Below are 24,290 nucleotides of genomic sequence, written 5' to 3' on the forward strand. Positions count from 1 at the left end.
ACACGAGACGGAGGAGAACCGATGACGGGCCTGCTGGGGACGACGGATGCCACGACCGTGACGCTCGCCTATTACGGCGGCGGCATGGGGGCGCAGACACCGCTGATCGTGTGGATCGTCCAACTCGTCATCGTGGTCGGCTTCTGCGTGTGGCTGTCACTCGCGCTGACCGCTCTGTTCCGCAAGGCCGGCCGGCCCGCCTGGAAGGCGTGGGTCCCCGTCGTCAACACGTGGACCCTGTTCGCCCTCGGCGGCATGGCCGGGTGGTGGGCCGTCGTGCTCGCCGTCGGCGGTCTGGTCGCGGGTGTGGGCAGCGTCGTGGTGGCGGCCTTGTTCGCCGGCGCGGCGCTGGGCGCCGCGGATGGTGGCGAGGCCGGTGCCGCGGTGATGGGTGCGGTGCTCGTGCCCGCCCTCATCTGGCTCGTGTTCGGCGTGGCCGTGCTGGTCCTGCAGATCCGCATGCTGCTGCGCGTCAACCGCGGCTTCGGTCTCGGCGGCGGCTACACGGTGCTGGGCGTGCTGCTGTTCCCGGTGTGGGCGAGCGTCGTCGGCTGGGGTTCGGCACGCTGGCTGGGACTCGCGCCCGCCGTCGCGCAGCCGAACCTCACCCCGCCCCCGCCTCCCCCGGCGGCGAGCCCGTTCACGCTCGGCGCCGTCACGACGCCGCACGACGGCGGGACGCCGGCGGCACCGGTCCCCGCGCCGGCCGCCGCCCCCGGTGCGGCTACCGCCGCGGGCCCCCCGGCCGCGGCCGTGCCGTCACCGCCGCCGCCCGCGGGCGGCAACCCATGGGCTCCGCCGCCGCCGCCCGGCGCGACACCGCCGGCTGCTCCCGCGGTGACTCCCGTCGCCCCGGCCGCACCGGCGTCGGCGCCCGCGCCCGCATCCGCGCCGGCACCGGCATCCGCGCCGGCTGTCGCGGTGCCCGCTCCCGTCGTGCCCGCACCACCCGCGCCTGCCGCACCGCCCGTGCCGGCACCGGCGAGCGACGCCGTGCCCGACGACCTCGACGAGCACACCGTGCTCGCGACCCGACGGCAGGGCGGCTGGTCGCTCCTGCTCCCCGGCGGGGCGAGCGTGACACTGCGCGGCGACGTCGCCGTGCTCGGCCGCAACCCCGTCGCCGCCGGTAGCCACGCCGGCGCCCAGGTCATCCCGGTCGACGACGCCACCCGCACCGTCTCGAAGACCCACGCCGCCCTGCAGCGGCGCGGCGACGCCTGGGTGGTCACCGACCTCGCCTCCACCAACGGCGTGTTCCTCGAGGACGAGAGCGAGGTGGCGGGCACAGCCGAGGTGTCGGGTGTGTTCTTCCTCGGCGACGCCCGGCTCGAGCTGCGCGCAGACGCGTGATGACGGCGCCACCCCTGCCCGCGACCCTGATGGTCACCAGCGGCGCGCACACCGATCCCGGGCTCCGTCGCGCCGTGAACGAGGACGCGCTGCTGGCCGAGCATCCGGTGTACATCGTCGCCGACGGCATGGGCGGCCATGACGCCGGTGACCTGGCCAGCGCCGCGATCATCGACGCCTTCCGCGCCCTCGCCGGGCGCGACGACCTCACCCCCGAGGACGTCGCCGCCGCGGTGGAGCGCGCGCACACCGCCGTATCGGCGATCTCGGCGGGCACGACGAGAGGCGCCGGCTCGACCCTCACCGGTGTCGTCGCGGTGCGCCAGGGCGGTGTGCCGCGCTGGCTCGTGGTCAACGTGGGCGATTCGCGGGTCTACCGGCTGGTGACGCACCACCTCGAACAGCTCACCGTGGATCACTCGGTCGCGCAGGAGCTGGTCGACCAGGGCAAGCTCGCGCGCGACCAGATGTCGACCTACCGGGGCCGCAACGTCATCACACGCGCGATCGGCGAGGAACGCAGCCGCGCCGACTACTGGCTGCTGCCCATCGTCACCGGAGAACGCCTGCTCGTGTGCTCCGACGGCCTGTCGGGAGACCTGACCGACGAGGCGATCCGGGCCGGGCTCACCCTCGGCGGCGCCCCCGCCCGCACCGCCGCGTCGCTCGTGACGCAGGCGATCGTCGGCGGCGGCAGGGACAACATCACGGCGATCGTGATCGACGTCGTCGCCGGCGGCATCAGCCCGCGCGAGGACGACACCACCGGTGGCCTGCCCTCCGGCACGGACGAGTCGGCGACGATCGAGGCGGCGACGCTGCGGTCGGCCCGCACGAGGGCGCGCCGTGGCTGAGTGGTCCTACGCCGCCGGAGATCTGCCGGCGATCCTCACCGGACGGCTCGCGCTGCTGTTCGCCGGCCCGCAGGCGGCGCCCGCGGCACGCAGCGTGCTCGCCGCCGCCCGCCCCGAGGACACCTGGGACACGGCACTGGACGTCGTGCTGCGCGCGGGCCTGGCCGGCGCCCCCGATCTGTTCGCCGGGCAGCTCGACGGCACCACGCTGACCGGGATCGTCCGCGGCGCGGTGCGCATGACCGTGCATCACGAAGACGGCCGCACGACCGAGATGACCGGTGCGGGCCTGCGTACGTGGCAGGAGTTCCACCTCGTCGGCGTCGCGTCGTTCGCCGTCGACGCCGGGCCCACCGCCGGCGCGCACCGCCCCGCGGGCCTCGGTCCGCTCGCAGTGTCACAGCTGGCCTGTCGCGTCGCTCCCGCGACGACCGACCCGGGCCTCACACTGGAGTTCTCAGACACCCTCTTCGAGCAGACGCCCGAGCTCGCCCCGGGCCTGGTCGCCGCGCTCGATTCGGCGCCCGCCACGGGACGCTACGACGACCTCTTCGGGGCGACGATCCACTTCGGGGTCGAGGCCGCCGCGGTGCGCCCGCCCGACGAGGACGCAGAGCAGATGCCGCCAGCCCCGGTGCCGGCCGATGAGCCGGCGTCGGCGGTCAGCGGCATCGTGTGCGTGGCCGGACACCCCAACCCGCTCGAGCGCGACGCGTGCACGCGGTGCGGGGCGTCGCTTGCGGATGCCGCCGTCGCGCGGGTGCCGAGCCCTGACCTCGGCACCGTGGTGCTGCCGGACGGGCGGGCCGTGGCGCTGGCCGGAACGCTGCTCATCGGCCGCAGTCCCCGCGCCGATCGCACCGATGGCGACGGCATCCCCACGCTCGTCTCGATCGACGACCGCGACGTCTCGCGCACGCACGTGCGCATCCGCACCGAGGGATGGCAGGTGCTGCTGGAGGATCTGGGCTCCACCAACGGCACGGTGTTCACCGCGGTGGGCATGGGACCGCGTCGCATCCGTCCGGGTGAATCGGTGCTCGTCACCGACGGCTCCGTCGCCGACCTCGGCACCGGCAGCCGCATCGGGTTCGCGGGGCTGCCGTGACCGCACGCTACGGACCGGTCGACCTGCCCGGCTTCACCCTGCAACGCCCGCTCGGCTCGGGCGGCTTCGCCGACGTGTTCCTCTACGCGCAGCACCTGCCGCGGCGCATGGTGGCGGTGAAGATCATGCACCAGCCCGTCGACGACCGCGCCGCCCGTGCGCGCTTCGAGAGCGAAGCCAACCTCATGGCCGCGCTGTCGTCGCACCCGTCGATCGTCACGATCCACCATGCCGCGATCGCCGACAACGGGCGCCCGTACCTCGTGATGGAGTACTGCTCCCGCCCCACGCTCGCCGAGACCTACCCGACCCGGGTGGTCACGGTCCCCGAGCTCCTGCAGACCATGGTGCGCCTGTGCGGGGCGGTCGAGACCGCGCACCGTGCCGGCATCCTGCACCGCGACATCAAGCCGGGGAACATCCTCACCACCGACTACGGCTGGCCGGCACTGACCGATTTCGGGCTGTCGTCGATCTCGGGCGCGGCGGCCGATGCCGCAGGCATCTCGGTGCCGTGGTCCGCTCCCGAGGTGGTCAGCGGCCGAGGGTTCGATGCGCGCTCCGACGTGTACGCGCTCGCCGCGACCGCCTACACCGTGCTCGCCGGTCGCACGCCGTTCGAGAACCCGGACGCCCCCACCGATCTCACCCGGCTCGTCACGCGCGTGCTCACCCAGCCGGCGCCGCCCCTGGGGCGCGACGACGTGCCGCCCGCGCTGGAGCGGCTCATCCACACCGCCCTCGCGAAAGATCCCGACCGGCGCTCGCAGAGCGCGGCGGAGTTCGCGCGCAGCCTGCAGCGCATCGAACAGGACCTGCACCTGCCCATGACCCACCTCGACATCCCCGCGCTCGCAACGCGCAGTGATGAGGCGCCCGCCGGCCCCGCCGACGGGGACGACGACGCCGAGGCGACGCGGTTCGCGGCACGCCGCCGCACCGAGGCGGAGGCCGAGTCGCAAGACGACGCCGAAGCCGCGCCGGCGGAGGAGGCGGACGAGCCCCAGGACCAGACCGTGCTCGCCGCGCGCGCTGTGCCTCGCGCCGCACCGGCGGACCCCGAGCCGCTCCCCGACGACGCCGAGCCGACGCGGCTGGCCGGCAGCCGCCGCCGCGATCTGCGTCGCGCGGAGGCCGGGGAGCAGACCCCCGGACCGCGTCGCGGCATCCCGGACGAGCCGGTGGCCGATCGTGCGGGCGGCCCCGCGGGCACCCCGCACGACGAGGAGCCGACGCGACTGGTCGAGCGTGCGGCGCCGCTGTCCCCCGCGGCTGTGTCCACGCCCGCCGAGGCCGAGGCCGCGGCCGGCGGCCGCCGCGCGCACGACCCGGGCGTCGACGCGGCGCGGGAGACCTACGGCATCCGCCGGGTCGATGCCGTCCCGATCGTGCGCGCCGCGGCGCCGTCGACCACCCCCGTCGAACCCGCCGCCCGACCGGTCACGCGCCCGCGCCGTCGGCTCGGTGTCGTGACGGCGATCGCCGTCGGGGCGACGGTGCTGGTGCTCGCGGTGTGCGTGGCGGCGATCGCGCTGCTGGTGGGCCTGTGATGACGAAGGATGGGATGACGATGACTCAGCACGGCGCGATCGGCGACGGCACGCTCGGGATCGAGTTCTGCGGGGAATGGCACCACCCGGTGCCCGGCGTCACCTTCTCGGTCGGGCGCGACGCCGACCTCACGGTCGACACCAACCAGTACCTGCACCGCCGGCTGCTCGCATTCGATGCCGAGGGCGAGCTGTGGTGGATGTCGAACACCGGGCAGACGATCTCGGTGAGCCTTGCCACCCCCGACGGCGCCTACCAGGCCGTCCTCGGCCCGGGCGCCCGCGTGCCGCTGGTCTTCCCGCAGCTCGCGGTCATGTTCTCCGCCGGGGCGTACACGTACGAACTCGCCGTGCGCAACGACTCCGCCAGCTTCACCGGGCGCGACCTGCGAGCGGTGCAGCACGAAGACGACGGCACCACCACGATCGGTGCGGTGAGCCTGACCCCCAGCCAGCGCCTGCTGCTGATCGCGCTGTGCGAGCCGATCCTGCGCGGCGGCATGGTGGGCTCGAGCCAGTTGCCCTCCTCAGCCGCGGCGGCGGCGCGCCTGGGCTGGCCGCTGACGACGTTCAACCGCAAGCTCGACAACGTCTGCGACAAACTCGACCGAGAAGGCGTGCAGGGCCTGCGCGGCGGGGTGGGCAAGCTCGCCACCAACCGCCGTGCGAGGCTCGTGGAACACGCGATCCTGTCGCGGCTGGTCACGGCGCAGGATCTCGATCTGCTCGAGGTGGCCGCCACCCTGGGCGAGAAGGGCACCACATGAAGATCCGCGCCACGCTGCGCCGTCCCGACGGCTCCACCGAGGACATCGCCCTCGCCGCCGAACCCGGTGTGCGCGTCGGCGAGGTCGCCGACTCCCTGGTCGCACGCGACCCCTCGGGCGTCTACCGCGATGGCGCGTACGCCCCCGGCACGGTGACCCTCGAGGCCCACGCGCCCGCCGTCGGCGGCGCCTCCGAGGTGCTCGACCCCGACGACACCCTCGCCGATCTGGCGCCGGCCTCGGGCGTGGAGATCGCCGTGGTCGCTCTCGACGACGCCCCGCAGGTCGACGTCGCGTACATCGAGATCGTCGGCGGCCGCTTCGCCGGGCGACGCTACGCGGTGCCCCGCGGTTCCACGGTCATCGGCCGCGGCGCCGACTGCGGCATCGTGCTCGATGACCCCATGGTGTCCAATCGTCACGCACGTCTGCACGTCGGGCGTGACCGCATCGAACTGGTCGACCTCAACTCCGCCAACGGCATCATCGTGCAGGGGGCGCCCGTGGCCCGCCTCGAGATGCAGCACGGCCAGGAGGCGGAGCTGGGCAGCACCGTCATCCGCGCCGCCTACCTGCCCTCGCAGATCGCGCAGTCCTCCCCCATCGGCGAGGTGCGCTTCACCCGCTCCCCCAGCGTGGAACCGCGTTACGTCGGCCGCGAGCTCGAGGGCGCCGACCCGCCCACGCCCGCCGACCCGCAGCCGTTCCCCTGGGCGGCAGCGATCCTCCCCGCCATCGCCGGCGTCGCCATGTTCGCTGCGACCGGGCGTGCCATCACCCTCATCTTCGTCGCCATCTCCCCGCTGATGATGATCAGCACGTGGGCGACGGCCAAGTCGCAGCAGCGGCGCAAGCTCAAGCTGGAGCACGCCCGCTTCGTCGGCCAGATCGAGCGGCTGTCGGCCCGGCTCGCGCGCGAGCGGGAAGAGGAATCCCGCATCCGAGCGCGGGAGGCGGTGCCGCTGCACGAGATCTACGACGCAGTGCAGAACCGTGCACCGCTGGTGTGGACACGCCGGCCCGAGCACTGGTCGTTCCTGCAGGTGAGGCTGGGGGTGGGCGATGTGCCCACCCGCAACACCGTGAAGGAGACCGGCAACACCGACCGGGCGGTGCCCGAGCAGGTCACCCAGCTCGAGGAGCTCATCGCCTCGTACGAGCTGGTGCCCCGCACCCCGGCGGTGGAGAAGCTCTCGGATGCCGGCGCCCTCGGTGTCGCCGGCGACCCCGCCGCCGTCGCCGCGTACGGCCGCGCCCTCACCGCCCAGCTGGCAGGTCTGCACGCACCGGGCGACCTGGTGATCGGCGGTCTGTTCGGCCCGGGCTGGGCGGCCCAGTTCGCCGACGCGAAGTGGCTGCCCCACGCCATGCATTCCGAAGCCGTCTTCGGCGGCGCGCCCTTCGCCGACACCGCCTCCGCGGCAGCCAGCCTCGTCTCACGGCTCGAGGAGGTGCTCAGCGCCCGCTCGCCGCGTGGCGAGGAAGCCCCGCTGCAGCTCGGCGCGATCGGCGACAAGCAGGCGGCACTGGCCGCCGGTGCGGCGGTGGGGTCGGGTTCGGGCCCCGACGGCGGATATGACGGCGCACTGCCGGCGATCGTCGTCCTCATCTCCGACGACGCCCCCGTCGACCGTGCCCGGCTGATCCAGGTGCTCGAGCGTGCCGCCGGCCGCGGGGTGTACCCGATCTGGATGGCCGCCGACACCGCGGCGCTCCCCGCCGCGTGCCGCACCTTCGTCGACCTCGCCGCCGACGGCGCGGCCTCGGTGGGCTACGTGCGCCTCGGGCTCACCATCGACCCGGTCGAGGTCGAGGGCCTCACCGTGCCGCAGTTCGCGCAGTTCTGCCGCCGACTGTCGTCGTACGTCGACGCCGGGTCCATCGCCGCCGACACCAGCGACGTGCCCCGCTCGGTGCCGATGCTGCAGCTGATCGGCAAGGAGATGGCCACCGACCCGGGCGCCGTGGTGGATCGCTGGGAGCAGAACGGCTCCATCCTCTCCGCCGCCACGCGCGCACCGTCTGCACCGAAGCTGCGCGCCATCGTCGGTCAGGCAGCCTCGGGGGCGATGCACCTCGACCTGCGCGCCCAGGGCCCCCACGCGCTCGTGGGCGGCACGACGGGCTCCGGCAAGAGCGAGTTCCTGCAGGCATGGGTGCTGGGCATGGCCGCCGAGTACAGCCCGCAGCGCGTGACGTTCCTCTTCGTCGACTACAAGGGCGGCGCGGCGTTCGCCGAGTGCACGGCGCTTCCCCACTGCGTGGGCCTCGTCACCGACCTGAGCCCGCACCTGGTGCGTCGTGCGCTGGTGAGCCTGCGCGCGGAGCTGCACCACCGCGAGACCCTGTTCACCCGCAAGAAGGCCAAGGACATCCTGGAGCTGGAGAAGCGCGGCGACCCCGACGCCCCGCCGGCGCTGGTGATCGTCATCGACGAGTTCGCGGCCCTGGTCAACGAGGTGCCCGACTTCGTCGACGGCGTCGTCGACGTCGCCCAGCGCGGCCGCTCCCTCGGCATCCACCTGATCATGGCCACCCAGCGCCCCGCCGGCGTCATCAAGGACAACCTGCGCGCCAACACCAACATGCGCGTCGCGCTGCGCATGGCCGACGAGGTCGACTCCGATGACGTCATCGGCACGAAGGATGCCGCCGGCTTCGACCCCGCCATCCCCGGCCGCGGCGCCGCTAAGACCGGACCCGGCCGCCTGACGGTGTTCCAGTCCGCCTACACCGGCGGCTGGAGCTTCGTCGAGGAGGAGGCTCCCGAGGTGGAGTTCGAGTCGTTCGCGTTCGGCCCGCCCCGCCGTTGGGAGGCCCCGAAGGGCGACACCGAGTCGGCCGAACGCGACCTCGGGCCGAATGACCAGCAACGACTGGTCGCGACCATGGTCGCCGCCTCGAAGTCGGCGTCGATCGCCGCGCCGCGCCGCCCGTGGCTCGACGATCTGGCGAGCGTCTACGACCTCACCCTGCTGCGTCAGCGCACCGATGAGAAGCTGCTGCTGGGCGTGCAGGACGTGCCCCAGCGCCAGGCGCAGGACACGGTGTACTTCGAGCCCGACGACGACGGTCACCTGGCGATCTACGGCACCGGCGGCGCCGGCAAGAGCTCCACGCTGCGCACCCTCGCGATCGCTGCCGGCATCACCCCGCGCGGCGGCCCCGTCGAGGTGTACGGCCTCGACTTCGGCTCCGGGGGGCTCCGGATGCTCGAGGCCATGCCGCACGTGGGCGCGGTGATCCCCGCCGACTCCGGTGAGCGCGTCACCCGCCTGTTCCGCATGCTCAAGCACGAGCTCGACCGGCGTGGCGAGGCGTACGCCGCCGTCAACGCCGGCACGATCTCGCAGTACCGCGCCCTCGCCGGTCGCCCCGACGAGGCGCGCATCCTGGTGCTCATCGACGGGTTCCCCACGTTCCGCTCCGAGTACGAGGCGGTGACCGGGCGCGCCGAGGCCTACCAGGTGTTCCAGCAGATCATGACCGACGGCCGCTCCGTCGGCATCCATGTCGCCCTCACCGCCGACCGCGGGCAGGCCGTCCCGACGGCGCTGCAGTCGTCGATCCAGAAGCGGGTCGTGCTGCGGCTGTCCGACTCCGACGCCTATGCCATGGTCGGTGCCCCGCGCGACGTGCTGTCGGCCGAGTCGCCCGCCGGGCGCGCGGTGGTCAACGGGCTCGAGACGCAGATCGCCGTCATCGCCGGCGCCGCCGACCCGAGGGCGCAGGCGCAGGCGATCGGCGAGTTCGCCGAGGCGATGCGACGCCAGGGCCGCACCCAGGCGCCGCCGGTGCGTGCGCTGCCGGAGGTCTACGGGTTCGACGACCTGCCGCGCCAGGTCGACGGCCGGCCGGTGCTGGGGCTGTCGGGAGACACCCTCGATCCGATCGGGTTCGACCCCAACGGCCTGTTCGTCGTGGCCGGGCCGCCGCAGAGCGGGCGCAGCAATGCCCTGCGTGCCATGGCCGAGGCCGTGCGCCGCGCGCACCCCGGCGTGCGCCGCTACTACATCGGCAGCGCCCGCTCGACGCTGCGTGACGCGGTCGCCTGGGACGACACCGCCGTCGACGGCGGCTCCGCCAGTCGGCTCATCAACGACCTGCTGCAGGACGAGCGGGGCCTGGAAGGTGTGGCGGTCTTCCTCGAGGGGGCATCGGAGTACGCCACGTCGCTGGCCGAAATGCCGCTGTCGGACTTCGCCAAGCGGGTCAAGCGGGGCGACGGACTTCTGGTGGCCGAGGGCGAGACCAGCGACTGGACGACGAGCTTCGGGCTGCTGGGCGACATCAAGTCGTCCCGTCGCGGCGTCGTGCTGCAGCCCGACACCCACGACGGCGAAGTGGTGCTCAAGACGGCGTTCCCGCGCCTGCTCAAGCGCGAGTTCCCGGCGGGGCGCGCAATGCTCGCCGCGAGCGGAAAGACGGTGCGCGTGCACTTCCCCCTCGTCGACAGCGAGCCGGTCCCCGCGGATGGGGACTACTCCCCATTGGCGGGTCAGCACGCCCTCCCATAGGTTGAACATGACGGCAGAGGAACTGCCGCTTCATGACACAAGGAATGAGACCATGGCGAACCTCAACGTCACCTACGACCAGATGCAGAGCGCCGCGAACCGTCTGCGTGCCGGCCAGTCGGACCTCGAAGGCAAGCTGCAGGAGCTGCGCTCCCTCGTCAGCCAGCTCGTGCAGGACGGCTTCACCACCACCCGTGCCTCGGGCGCGTTCGACTCGTCGTACGAGCAGTTCACCTCCGGCGCCCAGCGCACCGTGCAGGGCATCGACGGCATGGCGCAGTTCCTCGAGAAGGCGGCGTCGGCGCTGCAGTCCACCGACGAGCAGCTGGCCAGCTCCATCGGCTGATCACGACCCTCGAAGCGGGGCCGGTCCCACACGGCCGGCCCCGCTTCGGCATCTCACGGAGGAACAAGCCGATGGCTGACCTGAAACTCGACTTCGCCGAGCTGCGCCGCAGCGCCGGCACCGCGGAGCGCATCGCGACGGACTTCGCCGGCGCCGAGCGCATCGCCGGCGAGACGGCGGCAGCGACCGGCCATGACCGGCTGGCGGGCACCGTGCGCGAATTCGGCGACAAGTGGGACATCGCCCGCGGCGAGCTGCAGGAGAACCTGCGACAGGTCGCGGACTACCTCGGCGCCGTCATCGACACCTTCACCGACCTCGACACCGACCTCGCAGCCGCCGTGAAGGGCGAGCGATGAGCGTGCTGCCCGGGTCGCCCGACACGCTGGCCGATCACGCCGACGCGCTCGTCGCCTCCGCTTCGCGCATCCAGCGCGCCGCCGACGACCTGCGCGCCCTCGCGTATGAGAGCACCGCCCGCTCCCTCGACGGCATCCGCGAACGCACCGCGCAGGTCGCGGGCGACCTCGACCGCGTGCACGAACGCTACAGCGGCACCGCCGGTGCCCTCACCGAGTACGCCGTCGCGCTCAAGGCCGCCCATGACCGCGCCGATGCCGGCGAACTGGATGCTGCCCGTTACGACGCCCTGGCGGCGACCGCCGAGTACGACCTGCTCGTCTCCGAGCGCCGCCTGGAGCGGCTCGAGGACGCCGACGCCCCCGCCGGCAACATCGGCACGGCGGAGAACGACGTGCGGTCGCTGCGCAGCACGCTCAGCCGCCGGGAGGATTCCGCAGACGCGGCACGTGCCGAGATCGAAGCCGCTCGCCGCGACATGGATGCCGCGGCCCAGGTCGCCATCGACCGCATCGACACCGCGATCGACGCGACGAACGAAGGCTTCTGGGACGCCGTCGGCGAGTTCTTCGGCGACATCGGCGACGTGCTCGGCGACATCGCGCGATGGGTGGGCGACTTCCTCTCCGAGGTCTACCACGAGCTGCTGCGCATCCTCTCGACCGTCGTCGCGCTCCTCGGTGTCGCGATCATCCTGCTGCTGGTGTACTCGTTGCTGTCCCTGGTGCCGTTCATCGGACCCGCGATCGCGATGTTCGTCACGGTGCTGCTGGCCGGGTTCCTGCTGGGCAGCGTGCTGTCGGACGTGCTCTCCCCCACCCCCGCGGTGCGCAGGCATGAGCCGACCGACACGGAGCGCGGTACCTACACCGGCCAGCCGACAGACCTCGCGCACGCCCTCGCGGACGCGGGCTACGTCGACACGCTGGGCTGGGACTACGACGCCGACGGCGAGAAGACCGGGGTCGGACAGACGGTGATCAGCGTCACCCGCGTCGTCGACGCCGACGGCGTGGTCCGGTGGCGCGTCGCTCTCCCCAGCACCCAGGAGTGGCTTTCTCGTCTCAACGGCGACCAGGGCGGTGTGCACGACCTCGACAGCAACCTCGCGCTCGTCCTCACCCCCGCTCTGCGTTCCCAGTACGAGCGCGCCGTCCTCGACGCGATGCGTGAGGCCGGCGTCGGCGCCGACGACCCGGTCATGCTCATCGGGTTCAGCCAGGGCGGCATCATGGCAGGCACGCTCGCCGCGTACAACGACGACTACAACTGGTCGGCAGTCGTGGCTGCAGGCGCCCCGATCGACCACATGCCGATCCCTTCCTCGACATCGGTCGTCTCGGTGCAGCACGAGGGCGACCCCGTGCCGATGCTGGATTCGCTCGTCACCGTCGGCACAGACGGCGCCCCGCCGCACCAGCCCAACTGGACCACGATCAATACCGAATCCCCCGATGCCGACCTGGGCATCCACGGCATCCACAACGCCGAGGCGTACGACCAGACCCTCGCATCGCAGATCGGTCAGGTGCCCGCGGGCACGGTCGACGCCTTGGACGCCTACTTCGTCGGGGATCCGGACGCCTACGGTTACCAGCAGAGCTACTACGGGTGGTCGGAGTGATGGTGTCCCGCACCGCGCGCCTGAGCGCCGCGCTCCTCGCCGCCTTCGCCGCCGCAGTGGTCACCGGCTGCGCCGGCACCCCTGCCCCCGCACCGACCGAGACGCACCAGGGAGAGGCCACCGTGAGCCCCGAAACCGTCACCGGCGCCGTCGCCGCATCCGACCCCCGCATCACCGACGTCATCAGCGTCCAGGTGGTCCAGTCGGGACTCGCGCGCGTCATGAACGTCGCCGTCGCCGTCTCCGGCGACGAGCCCGTGAGCACCGAGACGGTCGTCAACATCGCCGCCACCGCGCTCGAGCATGCCAAGAGCGACGTGCAGTACGTCGTCCTGTTCGTCCGCGACGACGACGACACGTCCGTGCTGCTGGACCTCACGGATGCCGCCGCGGGACTCCCCGCGGCGGTCACCTACCGTGTGACGGACGGATCACTGGAGATCATCGGGGCGGACCCCGCAGAACTGCGCGGACGATGAGCGCCGCCCCCACCGCCGCGCCGCCCCGCCTGGTGTTCCGCATGGTCGGGACGTGGTGGCGGATCGACCTGTCCTCGCCCGAGGCCGTTGCCGCGTCGACCAGGGAGATGGCGACCGGTGTGCTCGGACGCGCGGACGAGCGTGCGACGGCGCGGGCACGGCTGCGCGAGGAGTTCACCCGCGCGGCGACGGCTGCCCGGGAGGCCGATGCGCAGCTGCTGATGATCCAGACCGAGCTGGGGCCGGGGCAGCCGATGTCGGCGACGCTCACGGTGTTCGAGGATGAGCGGATGCGTATGAGCCCGGCCCTGGGCACCGGCACGGACGCGGTGCTGAGCGTGTTCGAGAAGTCCCTGCCGCTGATGGATGCCGCCGGAGCGAGCACCGCGGTGCGGCGACGGTGCCTCGACTCCGAGGTCGTCCGCGCGCACCGGATCGAGGAGACGGTCGAGATCGAGGACGGCGAGCGCTACACCCAGCGCCGTCTCGTGGCGCAGTACTGGTACCCGGTGCCCGGCACGAAGCGTCTGCTCACGGCGGTGTTCTCGACGCCGCTCGGCGACATCCCGCACACCCTGCTGTCGTACTTCGACGCGATCGTCGCCGCCTCCGCGTTCCAGGACGCCTGAGCCCCGGCATCCACCCCCTCGCCCCGCCGGGCTGGGCGGGGCTGCTCCGGTGTCACTTCCGCACAATCCCCGCGCCTCACACCCACCACAACCGACACCGGAACAGCCCCCGGCGCCGGGCGACGGCCGCGGCGGCCGCGGCGGGCATACGATGGAGGGCTGTGTCCGCACCTGAGCCCGTCATCGTCTACCCGCCCGAGCTGCCCGTCAGCGCGGCGCGGGACGAGATCGCGCGCGCCATCGCCGAGAACCAGGTCGTCATCGTCGCCGGTGCGACCGGGTCGGGCAAGACCACCCAGCTGCCGAAGATCTGCCTCGAACTCGGCCGCACCCGCATCGCGCACACCCAGCCCCGCCGCATCGCCGCCCGCACCATCGCCGAGCGCGTCGCCGAGGAGATGCAGGTGCCGCTGGGCACCACCGTCGGCTACAAGGTGCGCTTCACCGACAACGTCTCGGCCGACACCCGGGTCGCCCTGGTCACCGACGGCATCCTGCTCAACGAGATCCACCGCGACAAGCTGCTGCGCCGCTACGACACGATCATCATCGACGAGGCCCACGAGCGGTCGCTGAACGTCGACTTCCTGATCGGCTATCTGCGGCGCATCCTGCCGCGCCGCCCCGACCTCAAGGTCATCGTCACGTCGGCGACGATCGACCCCGAGAGCTTCGCGAAGCACTTCGCGGATGCCGCGGGCACCCCGGCCCCCATCATCGAGGTGTCCGGGCGCACCTACCCCGTGGAGATCCGCTACCGCGGTCGTGTCGCCGAGACGGGCGACGCCGGCGAGGACGACGACGACGTCGACGCCCTGCTCGGGGCGCTGCGCGAACTCGACCGTGAGCCTGCCGGCGACGTGCTGGTGTTCCTCCCCGGCGAGGCCGAGATCCGCGACGCGATGGATGCCGTGCGCGGCATGTACGCCCAGGACACCTCCCCCACCGAGGTCCTCCCCCTCTACGGCCGGCTGTCCTCGGCCGAGCAGCACCGCGTGTTCGAGCGATCCACCGTCGCCGGTGTGCGTCGCCGCGTGATCCTGGCGACCAACGTCGCCGAGACGAGCCTCACGGTGCCGGGGATCAAGTACGTCATCGACGCCGGCACGGCGCGCATCTCCCGCTACAGCGCCCGCTCGAAGATCCAGCGGCTGCCGATCGAGGCGGTGTCGCAGGCGTCGGCGCAGCAGCGCTCGGGCCGCGCGGGGCGCACCTCCGACGGCATCGCGATCCGGCTGTACTCCGAAGAGGACTTCGCCTCACGGCCGGAGTACACCGAGCCCGAGATCCTGCGCACGAGCCTCGCGTCGGTCATCCTGCAGATGCTGTCGCTCGGGTTCGGCGACATCACCGAGTTCCCCTTCCTCACCCCGCCCGACTCGCGCGGTGTGAAGGCCGCGTTCGACCTGCTGGTCGAGCTCGGTGCCGTGCGGGCACCGAGCGGTGCGGGCGCCGCCGGCCGTAAGGCCGCCGACAGCGGCCGCGGCTGGCGTCTCACCGACATCGGGCGCGAGATCGCACGCCTCCCGATCGATCCGCGCTTCGCCCGCATGCTCATCGAGGCGCGCCGGCTCGACGTCGCCGACGACGTGCTCGCGATCGTCGCGGGGCTGTCGATCCAGGACGTCCGCGAGCGCCCCGAGGAGCGGCGCGAAGAGGCCGACCGCCTGCACGCGCGGTTCACCGACCCCACGAGCGACTTCCTCAGCCTGCTGAACCTGTGGAACCACCTGCGCGAGCAGCAGTCCGAGCTCGGCTCCAGCGCGTTCCGGCGGATGTGCCGGGCCGAGCACCTCAACTACGTGCGGGTGCGGGAGTGGTTCGACGTGCACCGGCAGCTGCGGCAGCTGACCAAAGCGCCCCGGCGGGAGCGCTTCGGCGCGGCCGATCCGGCGCTGGTGCACCGAGCCATCCTCGCCGGGCTCCTGTCGCACCTCGGCATCCTCGACACGCGCACCACCTCGGCACCCGCAGCCACCGCCGGCCGTGCGGCGAAGGGGCCGAAGGGCCGGCCGCGGGCGGAGTACCGCGGCGCGCGCGGCGCGCGGTTCGCGATCTTCCCCGGCTCGGGGCTGCGCAAAGCCTCGCCCGACGCGGTCATGGCCGCCGAACTCGTCGAGACCTCGCGCCTGTACGCCCGCACGGTCGCGGCGATCGACCCGGAATGGGCTGAGGAGCTCGCCGGCGACCTGGCGCACCGCAGTCTCAGCGACCCGCATTGGTCCAAGGATGCCGGGGCGGCCGTCGCCGCCGAGAAGGTGACGCTGTTCGGGCTCGAGATCGTGCCCCGCCGTCGGGTGCAGCTGGCCCGCATCGACCGCCCGCTCGCCCGCGAGCTGTTCATCCGCCACGCCCTGGTCGAGGGCGAGTGGAACACCTCGCACCTCGACAAGCGCCTCACCGCGTTCGAACGCCGCAACCTCGAGCTCCGCCGCCGCCTGGAGAAGATCGAGGAGCGCGAGCGACGCCGCGACATCCTCGCCGGTGACGAGGCGGTGTACGCGTTCTACGCCTCCCGCCTGCCGCACGACGTCTTCGACGTGCGCTCGTTCGAGGCGTGGTGGCGGGATGCCTCATCCCGCACGCCGCGCCTGCTCGACCTCACCGAAGCCGACCTCGTCGACGACGCCTCGCGCGCCGACGAGCGCGACTTCCCCATGCGGTGGCAGCAGGGCGATCAGGTGCTGTCGCTGGCGTACCGTTTCGAACCCGGGGCATCCGACGACGGCGTGAGCGTCGTCGTGCCGCTGGCCCTGCTCGCGCAGCTGCGCCCCGACGGCTTCGACTGGCAGGTGCCGGGGCTGCGCGGAGAACTCATCGCGGGGCTGCTGCGCGCCCTTCCCAAGGCCATCCGCCGCTCGGTGGTGCCGGCCGCCGACTGGGCAGCCCGCTTCGCCGAGGAGCTCGCCGGCGACGGCCCCGAATCGCACGAGGGCCTGCCCCCGCGCGCCCTGCGCGACGCACTGGCTGCCCGCGTTCAGCGCGTCGCCAATCAGCCCGTGACCGCGGCGGACTTCGACCTCGAGCGGGTGCCGGGGCACCTGTGGGTGTCGTTCCGGGCGGTCGATGAACGCGGGCGCACCGTGGCCTCCGGTCGGGATCTGCGCGCGCTGCAGGAAAAGCTCGCCGACCGCGCCCGCGGCGCCGTGACGCGCTCGCTCACCGCACCGCGCGGCCCCCGGCCCGCCACACCGGCGCCGGGCCCCGCCGCCGCGGCATCCATCGGCGCCGCCGGCACCCCTGCGGGCAGCACCGCAGGGGTCGCCGAGCAGAGCGGCCTGGTCGACTGGAGCATCGGCGACCTCCCGCCGGTCGTCGACACCCGGGTCGCCGGCGGCGTCGTGCGCGGCTACCCGTCGCTCGTCGATGACGGCGGGTCGGTGTCGCTGCGCATCCAGGCGACGCCGGAGAACGCCGAGCGGCTCACCCGTGCGGGCGTGCGGCGCCTGCTGCTGCTCACCGTGCCCTCCCCCGCGTCGTATGTGCTGGAGCACCTCACCGCCCAGGAGAAGCTGGCCCTCGCCGCCTCCCCCTACCCCTCGGCCAAAGCCCTCATCGAAGACGCGCGCGTCGCCGTCGCCGATGCGGCGCTGGCGCGCACGACGAACGGCGCGGTCGTGCGCACGGCGGCCGAGTTCGGCCGCGTCCGCGACGCGTTCTCCGCGGCCGTCGTCGATGAGCTGTTCCAGACCGTGTCGCTGACCGCCCGCATCCTCACTGCCGCACGCGATGTGGACAAAGCGGTGCGACAGCAGAACTCGATGACGCTGCTGGCGGCCCTGGGCGACATCAAAGCGCAGGTGGCGGGCCTGGTGTTCCCCGACTTCGTCTCGCGCACGGGCATCGCGCGCCTCGCGCACCTGCCCCGCTACCTCGCCGGCGCCCGCGAACGCGTGCAGCAGCTGTCTGACAACCCGGGGCGCGACCGGCAGCGGCTCACCGAGTACGAGCGCATGGCCGCCCTGTACACCGAGGCGGGCGGCACGATCCCGCTGGCAGAGGACGCCCCCACGAACCTCGCCCACGTCCGGTGGCTGCTGGAGGAGTACCGCGTGAGCCTGTTCGCCCAGCGCCTGGGCACCGCCGAACCGGTGTCGCCGCAACGGATCCAGAAGGCTCTGCGAGGATAGGCTCGATCCCCGACGGAAGAGGTACCGATGTCCCGCGCGATCGTCTACACCGAGTTCGGTGAGCCCGAGGTGCTGCACGAGGTCGAGGTGCCGGCGCATGAGCCCGGCCCCGGCCAGGTCGCGGTGCGCATCCAGACCGCGGGGGTGAACCCCATCGACGCCAAGCTGCGGGCGGGCCTGCGCGCCTCGGCCCCGCCGAGCCTCGACAAGCCTCGCCGGCTGGGGATGGATGCCGCGGGCATCGTCACCGCCGTCGGCGACGACGTCGACGGCTACCGTCCCGGCGACCCGGTCGTGCTCTCGGGCGTGAACGGCTGCTACGCCGACGAGGTCGTCGCCGCGGTCGACAAGGTCTTCGCCCGTCCTGCCGCCGTCACCGCTGCGGCCGGCGCCGCCCTCGGCATCCCGATCGGCACCGCCTACCAGTGCGTCCGCTCGCTCGCGATCGGCGCCGGCGACACGCTGCTCGTGCACGGCGGGTCGGGCAGCGTCGGGCAGGCCGTCATCCAGTTCGCCCGCCTCGCCGGCGCCGACGTGATCGCGACCTCCTCCGAGCGCCGCACCGAGCGCGTCGCGGCCCTCGGCGCGTCGCCGGTGCTCTACGGGCCGGGCCTGGTCGACCGCGTGCGCGCAGTCGCCGGCGACGGCATCACCGCCATCCTCGACTGCGCCGGCACCGACGAAGCGCTCGAGGCCTCGTTCGAGCTACTCGAGGACCGCACCCGGATCGCGACGATCGTGCGCGGACCCGATGCCGAACGCCTCGGCATCCGAGCGTTCTCCGGCGGTGCGCCGTGGCCGCTCACCGCGCAGCAGCTCGCCTGGCGGGTCGAGGCGGTGCCGGTGGCCCTCGCGCTGCTCGCCGCCGGGGTCTTCGACGTGGAGCTGGGGCCCACCCTCCCGCTCAGTGAGGCCGCCGAGGCGCACCGCCTGGTCGCGCAGGGCGTCGACGGCAAGATCACGCTCGTCCCCTGAGCGCCCGCGGCATCCACCGCCGACTGCAACACTGCGTCACACGATCGGCGTCCCGGCGCCGCCCACGGCGATGATGGGTGCCATGCCCGACGCCCCGTGTCCCTCGTTCGCGACCACCCAGGTGCAGGCCGGTTACGACCCGGCCACCGTGGCGCACGCCAGTGTGCCGCCGATCTACCAGTCCAACGCGTACGCGTTCGCCTCGCTCGCCGAGGCCCGGGACCTCTTTGCGCTCCGCCGCGAAGGGAACGTCTACAGCCGCACCGGCAATCCCACCGCCGCGGTGCTCGAACAGCGCGTCGCCGCCCTCGAGGGTGGGGTCGGCGCGGTGTCGGTGGGGTCGGGTCAGGCGGCCGTCGCGCTGTCGCTGCTGACTCTCGCCCGCCAGGGCGAGCACATCGTCGCGGCCCACCAGCTGTACGGCGGCACCATCTACCTGTTGGCCGACACGTTCGCCGACTGGGGCATCGATGTCACGTTCGTCGATCAGGACGACCCCGAGGCGTGGCGTGCCGCCGTGCGCCCGACGACCCGCGCCTTCTTCGCCGAGACCGTCGCCAATCCGCTGGCTCAGGTGCTGGACGTGCGCACGGTGGCCGACATCGCCCACGCAGCCGGGGTGCCGCTCGTCATCGACAACACCGTCGCCACGCCCTACCTGCAGCGACCCAAGCAGCACGGTGCCGACATCGTCGTGCACTCCGCGACGAAGTTCATCGGCGGTCACGGCGCGGCGCTCGGCGGACTCGTCGTCGACCTCGGCACCTTCGACTTCGCTGCCGACCCCGCGCGCTGGCCGCAGCTGAACACACCCCTGGCGCGGGTGCCCGGCCCGGCGCTGGTGGAGCGGTTCGGGGCGAAGGCGTATCTGACACTGCTGCGCACGAAGTACTCGCAGGACATCGGCCCGTCGCTTTCGGCGTTCAACGCGTTCCAGCTGCTGCAGGGCCTCGAGAGCCTCGATCTGCGCATGGCGCGGCACAGCTCGTCCGCGCAGACGGTCGCCGAGGCCCTCCACGCCCACCCCGCCGTCGCGCGTGTGCATCACCCCGGCCTCGCCACGAGCCCGTGGCACGCGGCGGCGAGCCGTTATCTCCCGCGCGGCGCGGCATCGGTCTTCTCATTCGAGCTGCACCCCGGCACCGATGCCGACGACGACTTCGACCGCGCAGCGGCCTTCATCGATCGGCTGCGGGTGGCCCACCTCGTGGCGAACATCGGCGACGCGCGCACGCTCGTCGCCCACCCCGCCTCGATGACGCACAGCCACCTCAGCGCCGAGCAGCTCGCCGCCGGCGGCATCTCGACGACGACGATCCGGCTGTCGATCGGGCTGGAGGATCCGGCCGACATCGTCGCCGATCTCCTCGCCGCCCTCCCCGCTCGCTGAGCGAGCGCAGCCACCGCAACGACGCGGCGCGGCTCCCCGCAGGGGAACCGCGCCGCGTCGCCGCCGTCGGCTCAGTTGCCCGAGCGGCGCTTGTTGTAGACGTCGAATGCCACGGCCAGCAGCAGCACGAGGCCCTTGACGGCCTGCTGCCACTCGATGCCGATGCCCATGATCGACATCCCGTTGTTGAGCACACCGATGATGAGACCACCGATGATCGCGCCGCCGATGGTGCCGACGCCGCCCTGCACGGCCGCGCCGCCGATGAACGCCGCCGAGATCGCCTCGAGCTCGAAACCGTCACCGGCCTTGGGTCCGGCGAGGTTGAGGCGCGCCGTGAAGATGAGGCCGGCCAGCGCCGCCAGCACGCCCATGTTCACGAACAGCCAGAAGTCCACCCGACGGGTCTTGATGCCCGACAGCTCCGCGGCGTGACGGTTGCCGCCGATGGCGTAGATGTGGCGGCCGAACACGGTGCGGTTCATGACCACGCCGTAGATCATCACGAGCGCCGCCAGCACGATGAGCGTCACCGGAATGCCCTTGTAGGTCGCCAGCGCCCAGGTGAAGAACCCGATCGCCACGGCGACGGCGAGGAGCTTGATCGTCACCCAGACGATCGGCTCGACCTCCTGGCCGTACTTCAGGCGCCCTGCCCGGGTGCGCAGCTGCTGCACGACGATCGCCACGATCGCCACGGCGCCGACGACGAGGGTGAAGATGTCGGGGTCACTCTCGCCGAACAGCCCCGAGAGGAAGCCGTTGCCGAGCGCGCGGTACTCCGTGGGGAACGAACCGATGTTCTGGTTGCCGAGCACCACCAGCGCGAGGCCGCGGAAGATGAGCATGCCGGCGAGCGTGACGATGAACGCGGGGATGCCGACGTAGGCGATCCAGAACCCCTGCCAGGCGCCCACCAGGGCACCGATGAGCAGCGACAGGATGATCGCCAGCCACCAGGGCAGTCCCCAGTGCACGGCGAACACGCCCGACACCGCGCCGATGAAGGCGGCGACGGACCCCACCGACAGGTCGATGTGGCCGGCGATGATGACCATCACCATGCCGATCGCGAGAACGAGGATGTAGCCGTTCTGCACGATCAGGTTGGAGATGTTCTGCGGACGCAGCAGGATGCCGTCGGTCAGGATCGTGAACAGCACGATCACCGCGATGAGCGCGATGAAGATGCCGTTCTTGCCGAGGTCGGCCAGCACGGTCGACAGCCACCGGGTGAACCTGTTGTCGGCCGGCTGGATCAGCGCGCCGGCGGCCTGGGACTCGGTCGAGGGTTTCTCGTTGGACATGGTCGTTGTCTCCTGCTCCCGCTCAGCGGGGCTTCTCCATGGTCATCAGCTTGAGGACGGATTCGGGGGTTGCCTGCTCGGTGGGCAGCTCGCCGGTGATGCGCCCCTCGGAGAGGGCGTACACGCGGTCGGCGATGCCGAGCAGCTCGGGCAGCTCGGAGGAGATCACGATGATCCCCTTGCCGGCCGCGGCGAGCTTGTTGATGATCGTGTAGATCTCGTACTTCGCACCGACGTCGATGCCGCGGGTCGGCTCGTCGAGGATCAGCACCTCCGGGTCGGAGTAGATCCACTTCGACAGCACGACCTTCTGCTGGTTGCCGCCGGAGAGCTTCCCGGTCTTGACCAGCACGTTCGGCGCCTTGATGTTCATGCTCGTGCGGTACTCGTTCGCGACGGCGTACTCCTCGTTGTCGTTGACGAGGCCGCCCTTCTCGAGTTTGCGCAGCGACGCCATCGAGATGTTGCGTTTGATGTCCTCGATGAGGTTGAGGCCGTAGGTCTTGCGGTCCTCCGTGGCATACGCGATGCCGTTGTCGATCGCCTCGGAGACGGTGCGCGTCTTGATCTCCTTGCCGCGCATGTAGACGCGGCCGGAGATGCGCGAGCCGTAGCGGCGGCCGAACAGGCTCATCGCGAACTCGGTGCGCCCGGCTCCCATGAGCCCGGCGATGCCGACGATCTCACCGGCGCGCACGGTGAGCGAGACGTTGTCGACCATGACGCGGGTGGGATCCTGCGGGTGGTGCGCGGTCCAGTCCTCCACGCGCAGCAGTTCCTCGCCGAGCTGCGGCTCGTGGTCGGGGTAGCGGTGCTCGAGGTCGCGACCCACCATGTCGCGGATGATGCGGTCTTCGGTCACGTCGGCCTTGGTGATCGTCTCGATCGATTTGCCGTCGCGGAGGACCGTCACGGTGTCGGCGACCTTCTTGATCTCGTTCAGCTTGTGGCTGATGATGATCGACGTGATCCCCTCCTCCTTGAGGTTGAGGATGAGATCGAGCAGGTGGTCGGAGTCCTCGTCGTTGAGCGCCGCGGTCGGCTCGTCGAGGATCAGCAGCTTCACCTCTTTCGACAGCGCCTTGGCGATCTCGACCAGTTGCTGCTTGCCCACGCCGATCTGATTGATCTTGGTGGTCGGGTTGTCCTTCAGCCCGACGCGCTTGAGCAGCTTCGCTGCTTCGAAGTTGGTCTTGTTCCAGTCGATGAGGCCACGCGTCTTGCGCTCATTGTTGAGGAAGATGTTCTCGGCGATCGACAGGTGCGGGCTCAGCGCCAGCTCCTGGTGGATGATCACGATGCCTTTGGCTTCGCTGTCGCGCAGACTCTTGAACTGCACTTCTTCGCCGGCGTAGATGATCTCGCCGTCGTAGGTGCCGTGCGGGTAGACACCCGACAGCACTTTCATCAGCGTCGACTTACCGGCGCCGTTCTCACCGCAGATCGCGTGCACTTCACCGTTGCGCACGCTGAAGTTGACGTTGGCGAGTGCTTTGACTCCAGGGAACGTCTTGGTGATGCCGCGCATCTCCAGGATGTTGTTCGTCACGTTCTCCGACTTCCTCGAGGGGGTGGGGCGGTGGTGGTGGATCGGGTGCCCACCACCACCGCCGGGTAACCGGTGAGCGGGGCCTGTTTAGAGGCCGAGCTCCTCAGCGGTCCAGTAGCCGGTGTCGACCAGGGTCGACTCGACGTTGTCGGCGACGACGGGCACCGGTCCGAGCAGGTACGACGGCACGATCTTGACGCCGTTGTCGTACGTCTCGGTGTCGTTGACCTCCGGCTCCTCGCCGTTCAGCAGCGCCACGGCCATCGCCGAGGCGACCTTCGCCAGCTCACGGGTGTCCTTGAAGATCGTCGCGTACTGCTCGCCCGACAGGATCGCCTTGACCGAGTCGACCTCCGCGTCCTGCCCGGAGATGATCGGCCATTCCTCGCCGACCGTGTAGCCGGCGTCGGTGAGCGCTCCGATGATGCCGCGCGAGATGCCGTCGTACGGCGAGAGCACCGCGTCGACCTGCGAGCCGTCGGAGTAGTTCGCCGTGATGAGGTTCTCCATGCGGCTCTGCGCCTCTTCGCCGTCCCAGCGCAGCGTCGCCGCCTGCTCGATGTCGGTCTGCCCCGACTTGACGACCAGCGTGCCGTCGTCGATCAGCGGCTCGAAGACGCTCATGGCGCCGTTGAAGAAGAAGAACGCATTGTTGTCGTCGAGCGAGCCGGCGAACAGTTCGATGTTGAACGGCCCGGCGGGCGCGCCATCGGTCGGGTTGCCCTCCAGATCGGTCAGGCCCAAGCCGTTGAGCACGGTCCAAGCCTGCTGCTGACCGACGAGGAAGTTGTCGAACGTCGCGTAGTAGTCGACGTTCTCGGTGTCGCGGATGAGGCGGTCGTAGGCGATGACGGGGATGTCGGCGTCGGCTGCGGTCTGCAGCACCTCCGACAGCGTCGTGCCGTCGATCGAGGCGACGATCAGCGCTTCGGCGCCCTTGGTGATCATGTTCTCGATCTGCGAGACCTGCGTGGGGATGTCGTCCTCGGCGTACTGCAGGTCGACGCTGAACCCCTGCTCCTCGAGGGTGGCCTTGACGGCGTCGCCGTCCTGGATCCACCGCTCCGAGCTCTTGGTGGGCATGGCGACGCCGATGAGGCCACCGTCCCCGCCACCACCTTCGTCTCCGCCGTCGGTGCCGCCGGTGCACCCCGAGAGCACGAGGGCGCCCGCGGCGATCGTCGCCGCCGCGAAGAAGATCTTCTTGGTCTTCACTGTGTTTCCTTTCCAGTGGACTGCTCTGTCTTGGTATTGCGTTGCTGACCGCTCGCCCGGGGGCTACCGGCGGTCGTCGGTGGTCTGTCCGTAGACGTTCTGGTACCGGTCGTAGAGCCGGTCGATCGCGTCCTGCG

17 protein-coding genes are annotated in these 24,290 nt (G+C 71.7%); 14 read left to right on the forward strand and 3 right to left on the reverse strand.

From position 1 onward, the window contains the following. The first annotated feature begins 21 nt into the window (after window positions 1–21). The 14 genes from H9651_RS04790 to H9651_RS04855 all read left to right on the forward strand — a co-directional run bounded on the left by H9651_RS04790 (window position 22) and on the right by H9651_RS04855 (window position 20,082). The gene (locus tag H9651_RS04790; protein ID WP_191717938.1) at window positions 22–1,353 is read left to right on the forward strand and encodes an FHA domain-containing protein; all 1,332 of its coding nucleotides are present in this window, start codon (window positions 22–24) and stop codon (window positions 1,351–1,353) included. Continuing rightward, window positions 1,353–2,207 (forward strand): PP2C family protein-serine/threonine phosphatase, encoded by an 855-nt coding sequence (locus tag H9651_RS04795; RefSeq protein ID WP_191717939.1) that lies wholly within the window; start codon window positions 1,353–1,355, stop codon window positions 2,205–2,207. The genes H9651_RS04790 and H9651_RS04795 overlap by 1 nt, the downstream gene beginning before the upstream one ends. Further along, window positions 2,200–3,315 carry an FHA domain-containing protein gene (locus H9651_RS14990; RefSeq protein WP_191717940.1) on the forward strand — a complete coding sequence of 372 codons (1,116 nt, stop codon included), beginning with the start codon at window positions 2,200–2,202 and terminating at the stop codon, window positions 3,313–3,315. The genes H9651_RS04795 and H9651_RS14990 overlap by 8 nt, the downstream gene beginning before the upstream one ends. Further along, window positions 3,312–4,865: a serine/threonine-protein kinase gene (locus H9651_RS04805; RefSeq protein WP_191717941.1), complete on the forward strand. Its 1,554-nt coding sequence runs from the start codon at window positions 3,312–3,314 to the stop codon at window positions 4,863–4,865. Before H9651_RS14990 ends, H9651_RS04805 begins: the two co-directional genes overlap by 4 nt. A gap of 20 nt (window positions 4,866–4,885) precedes the next feature. Next, complete coding sequence (locus tag H9651_RS04810; RefSeq protein WP_191717942.1) at window positions 4,886–5,632, forward strand: hypothetical protein; 747 nt, start codon at window positions 4,886–4,888, stop codon at window positions 5,630–5,632. Further along, window positions 5,629–10,149, forward strand: a complete 4,521-nt coding sequence (locus tag H9651_RS04815; protein WP_191717943.1) for an FtsK/SpoIIIE domain-containing protein — start codon at window positions 5,629–5,631, stop codon at window positions 10,147–10,149. The genes H9651_RS04810 and H9651_RS04815 overlap by 4 nt, the downstream gene beginning before the upstream one ends. Window positions 10,150–10,201: 52 nt before the next feature. Further along, entirely contained in the window at window positions 10,202–10,495 is a 294-nt protein-coding gene (locus tag H9651_RS04820) for a WXG100 family type VII secretion target (RefSeq protein ID WP_191717944.1), read from the forward strand. A gap of 71 nt (window positions 10,496–10,566) precedes the next feature. After that, complete coding sequence (locus H9651_RS04825; RefSeq protein ID WP_191717945.1) at window positions 10,567–10,854, forward strand: hypothetical protein; 288 nt, start codon at window positions 10,567–10,569, stop codon at window positions 10,852–10,854. Next, complete coding sequence (locus H9651_RS04830) at window positions 10,851–12,479, forward strand: hypothetical protein (RefSeq protein ID WP_191717946.1); 1,629 nt, start codon at window positions 10,851–10,853, stop codon at window positions 12,477–12,479. The genes H9651_RS04825 and H9651_RS04830 overlap by 4 nt, the downstream gene beginning before the upstream one ends. After that, window positions 12,479–12,958 carry a hypothetical protein gene (locus tag H9651_RS04835; RefSeq protein WP_225216329.1) on the forward strand — a complete coding sequence of 160 codons (480 nt, stop codon included), beginning with the start codon at window positions 12,479–12,481 and terminating at the stop codon, window positions 12,956–12,958. The genes H9651_RS04830 and H9651_RS04835 overlap by 1 nt, the downstream gene beginning before the upstream one ends. Continuing rightward, window positions 12,955–13,587: a hypothetical protein gene (locus H9651_RS04840; RefSeq protein WP_191717948.1), complete on the forward strand. Its 633-nt coding sequence runs from the start codon at window positions 12,955–12,957 to the stop codon at window positions 13,585–13,587. The genes H9651_RS04835 and H9651_RS04840 overlap by 4 nt, the downstream gene beginning before the upstream one ends. A 161-nt stretch (window positions 13,588–13,748) precedes the next feature. Continuing rightward, window positions 13,749–17,717 carry an ATP-dependent RNA helicase HrpA gene (hrpA, locus tag H9651_RS04845; RefSeq protein ID WP_404802989.1) on the forward strand — a complete coding sequence of 1,323 codons (3,969 nt, stop codon included), beginning with the start codon at window positions 13,749–13,751 and terminating at the stop codon, window positions 17,715–17,717. 27 nt (window positions 17,718–17,744) lie between these two features. Continuing rightward, window positions 17,745–18,692, forward strand: coding sequence for a quinone oxidoreductase family protein (locus H9651_RS04850; RefSeq protein WP_191717949.1), 948 nt, complete (start codon window positions 17,745–17,747; stop codon window positions 18,690–18,692). Between the two features lie 82 nt (window positions 18,693–18,774). Next, a complete protein-coding gene (locus tag H9651_RS04855; protein ID WP_191717950.1) occupies window positions 18,775–20,082 on the forward strand; it encodes an O-acetylhomoserine aminocarboxypropyltransferase/cysteine synthase family protein in 1,308 nt (435 codons plus the stop codon). 71 nt (window positions 20,083–20,153) lie between these two features. Here H9651_RS04855 and mmsB read toward each other — a convergent pair whose 3' ends face one another. The 3 genes from mmsB to chvE form a co-directional block, all read right to left on the reverse strand. Next, on the reverse strand, window positions 20,154–21,389 hold the full coding sequence (gene mmsB, locus H9651_RS04860; protein ID WP_191717951.1) for a multiple monosaccharide ABC transporter permease: 1,236 nt from the start codon (window positions 21,387–21,389) through the stop codon (window positions 20,154–20,156). Window positions 21,390–21,411: 22 nt separating this feature from the next. Continuing rightward, window positions 21,412–22,938, reverse strand: coding sequence for a multiple monosaccharide ABC transporter ATP-binding protein (gene mmsA, locus H9651_RS04865; protein WP_191717952.1), 1,527 nt, complete (start codon window positions 22,936–22,938; stop codon window positions 21,412–21,414). A gap of 87 nt (window positions 22,939–23,025) precedes the next feature. Beyond that, window positions 23,026–24,153, reverse strand: a complete 1,128-nt coding sequence (gene chvE / locus H9651_RS04870; RefSeq protein ID WP_318244761.1) for a multiple monosaccharide ABC transporter substrate-binding protein — start codon at window positions 24,151–24,153, stop codon at window positions 23,026–23,028. Window positions 24,154–24,290 lie beyond the last annotated feature (137 nt).

Origin of the sequence: Microbacterium pullorum (assembly GCF_014836535.1) — a bacterium.
GTDB classification, from domain to species: Bacteria; Actinomycetota; Actinomycetes; order Actinomycetales; family Microbacteriaceae; genus Microbacterium; species Microbacterium pullorum.